A 2,992-nucleotide genomic window follows, 5' to 3' on the forward strand; every position below is an offset into this window, starting at 1 on the left:
ACCAGAACGCTTCTGGCGTTGTAAGGTTAAGCCTCACGGGTCATTAGTACCGGTTAGCTCAACGCATCGCTGCGCTTACACACCCGGCCTATCAACGTCATCGTCTTTAACGTCCCTTCAGGGGTCTTAAAGACCCAGGGAGAACTCATCTCGAGGCAAGTTTCGCGCTTAGATGCTTTCAGCGCTTATCTTTTCCGCACTTAGCTACCGGGCAGTGCCATTGGCATGACAACCCGAACACCAGCGGTGCGTTCACTCCGGTCCTCTCGTACTAGGAGCAACCCCTCTCAATTCTCCAGCGCCCACGGCAGATAGGGACCGAACTGTCTCACGACGTTCTAAACCCAGCTCGCGTACCACTTTAAACGGCGAACAGCCGTACCCTTGGGACCTACTTCAGCCCCAGGATGTGATGAGCCGACATCGAGGTGCCAAACACCGCCGTCGATATGAACTCTTGGGCGGTATCAGCCTGTTATCCCCGGAGTACCTTTTATCCGTTGAGCGATGGCCCTTCCATTCAGAACCACCGGATCACTATGACCTGCTTTCGCACCTGCTCGAGCCGTCACTCTCGCAGTCAAGCTGGCTTATGCCATTGCACTAACCTCCTGATGTCCGACCAGGATTAGCCAACCTTCGTGCTCCTCCGTTACTCTTTGGGAGGAGACCGCCCCAGTCAAACTACCCACCAGACACTGTCCGCAGCCCGGATCACGGGCCTACGTTAGAACACCAGCCATTAAAGGGTGGTATTTCAAGGACGGCTCCACGCGGACTGGCGTCCACGCTTCGAAGCCTCCCACCTATCCTGCACATCAAGGACCAGTGTTCAGTGTCAAGCTGTAGTAAAGGTTCACGGGGTCTTTCCGTCTTGCCGCGGGTACACTGCATCTTCACAGCGATTTCAATTTCACTGAGTCTCGGGTGGAGACAGCCTGGCCATCATTACGCCATTCGTGCAGGTCGGAACTTACCCGACAAGGAATTTCGCTACCTTAGGACCGTTATAGTTACGGCCGCCGTTTACCGGGGCTTCGATCAAGAGCTTCTCCTTGCGGATAACCCCATCAATTAACCTTCCGGCACCGGGCAGGCGTCACACCGTATACGTCCACTTTCGTGTTTGCACAGTGCTGTGTTTTTAATAAACAGTTGCAGCCAGCTGGTATCTTCGACTGGCTTCGGCTCGGGGAGCAGGTCCCTCCACCTACGCGCCAGCGTGCCTTCTCCCGAAGTTACGGCACCATTTTGCCTAGTTCCTTCACCCGAGTTCTCTCAAGCGCCTTGGTATTCTCTACCTGACCACCTGTGTCGGTTTGGGGTACGATTCTGTGTTGCCTGGAGCTTAGAGGCTTTTCCTGGAAGCAGGGCATCTGTTACTTCAGCACCGTAGTGCCTCGTCATCACGCCTCAGTGTTAAAGTGCACCGGATTTGCCTGGAGCACACACCTACACGCTTAAACCGGGACAACCGTCGCCCGGCCAACATAGCCTTCTCCGTCCCCCCTTCGCAGCAACACCGAGTACAGGAATATTAACCTGTTTCCCATCGACTACGCCTTTCGGCCTCGCCTTAGGGGTCGACTCACCCTGCCCCGATTAACGTTGGACAGGAACCCTTGGTCTTCCGGCGAGCGGGCTTTTCACCCGCTTTATCGTTACTTATGTCAGCATTCGCACTTCTGATACCTCCAGCAGCCCTCACAGGCCACCTTCGACGGCTTACAGAACGCTCCCCTACCCAACAACGCTGAGCGTCGCTGCCGCAGCTTCGGTGCATGGTTTAGCCCCGTTACATCTTCCGCGCAGGCCGACTCGACCAGTGAGCTATTACGCTTTCTTTAAATGATGGCTGCTTCTAAGCCAACATCCTGGCTGTCTGTGCCTTCCCACATCGTTTCCCACTTAACCATGACTTTGGGACCTTAGCTGGCGGTCTGGGTTGTTTCCCTCTTCACGACGGACGTTAGCACCCGCCGTGTGTCTCCCGTGATAACATTCTCCGGTATTCGCAGTTTGCATCGGGTTGGTAAGCCGGGATGGCCCCCTAGCCGAAACAGTGCTCTACCCCCGGAGATGAGTTCACGAGGCGCTACCTAAATAGCTTTCGGGGAGAACCAGCTATCTCCCGGTTTGATTGGCCTTTCACCCCCAGCCACAGGTCATCCGCTAATTTTTCAACATTAGTCGGTTCGGTCCTCCAGTTAGTGTTACCCAACCTTCAACCTGCCCATGGCTAGATCACCGGGTTTCGGGTCTATACCCTGCAACTTAACGCCCAATTAAGACTCGGTTTCCCTTCGGCTCCCCTATACGGTTAACCTTGCTACAGAATATAAGTCGCTGACCCATTATACAAAAGGTACGCAGTCACCTAACAAGTAGGCTCCCACTGCTTGTACGTACACGGTTTCAGGTTCTGTTTCACTCCCCTCGCCGGGGTTCTTTTCGCCTTTCCCTCACGGTACTGGTTCACTATCGGTCAGTCAGGAGTATTTAGCCTTGGAGGATGGTCCCCCCATCTTCAGACAGGATATCACGTGTCCCGCCCTACTCGTCGAACCCACAGAATATGCATTTTTGTGTACGGGGGTATCACCCTGTATCCCGCGACTTTCCAGACGCTTCCACTAACACACAAACTGATGATGGTTCCGGGCTGTTCCCCGTTCGCTCGCCGCTACTGGGGGAATCTCGGTTGATTTCTTTTCCTCTGGGTACTTAGATGTTTCAGTTCCCCAGGTTCGCCTTGCAGCACTATGTATTCATGCTGCAATGATGCACAAGTGCACCGGGTTTCCCCATTCGGGTATCGTCGGTTATTGCGGTTCATATCACCTTACCGACGCTTATCGCAGATTAGCACGCCCTTCATCGCCTCTGACTGCCAGGGCATCCACCGTGTACGCTTAGTCACTTAACCTCACAACCCACAAGCGTCCCGAAAGACACTGAGTTGTAAGCATTTGAGAGACTCGAACATATCGTG

General features: G+C 54.2%; 1 rRNA gene. It reads right to left on the reverse strand.

The features are described 5' to 3' along the window. Positions 1-22: 22 nt before the first annotated feature. A 23S ribosomal RNA gene (locus ACETPC_RS23690) occupies positions 23-2,926 on the reverse strand. Positions 2,927-2,992: the final 66 nt, after the last annotated feature.

The organism is Pantoea sp. sgz302252 (genome assembly GCF_042610525.1).
Lineage (GTDB): Bacteria > Pseudomonadota > Gammaproteobacteria > Enterobacterales > Enterobacteriaceae > Erwinia.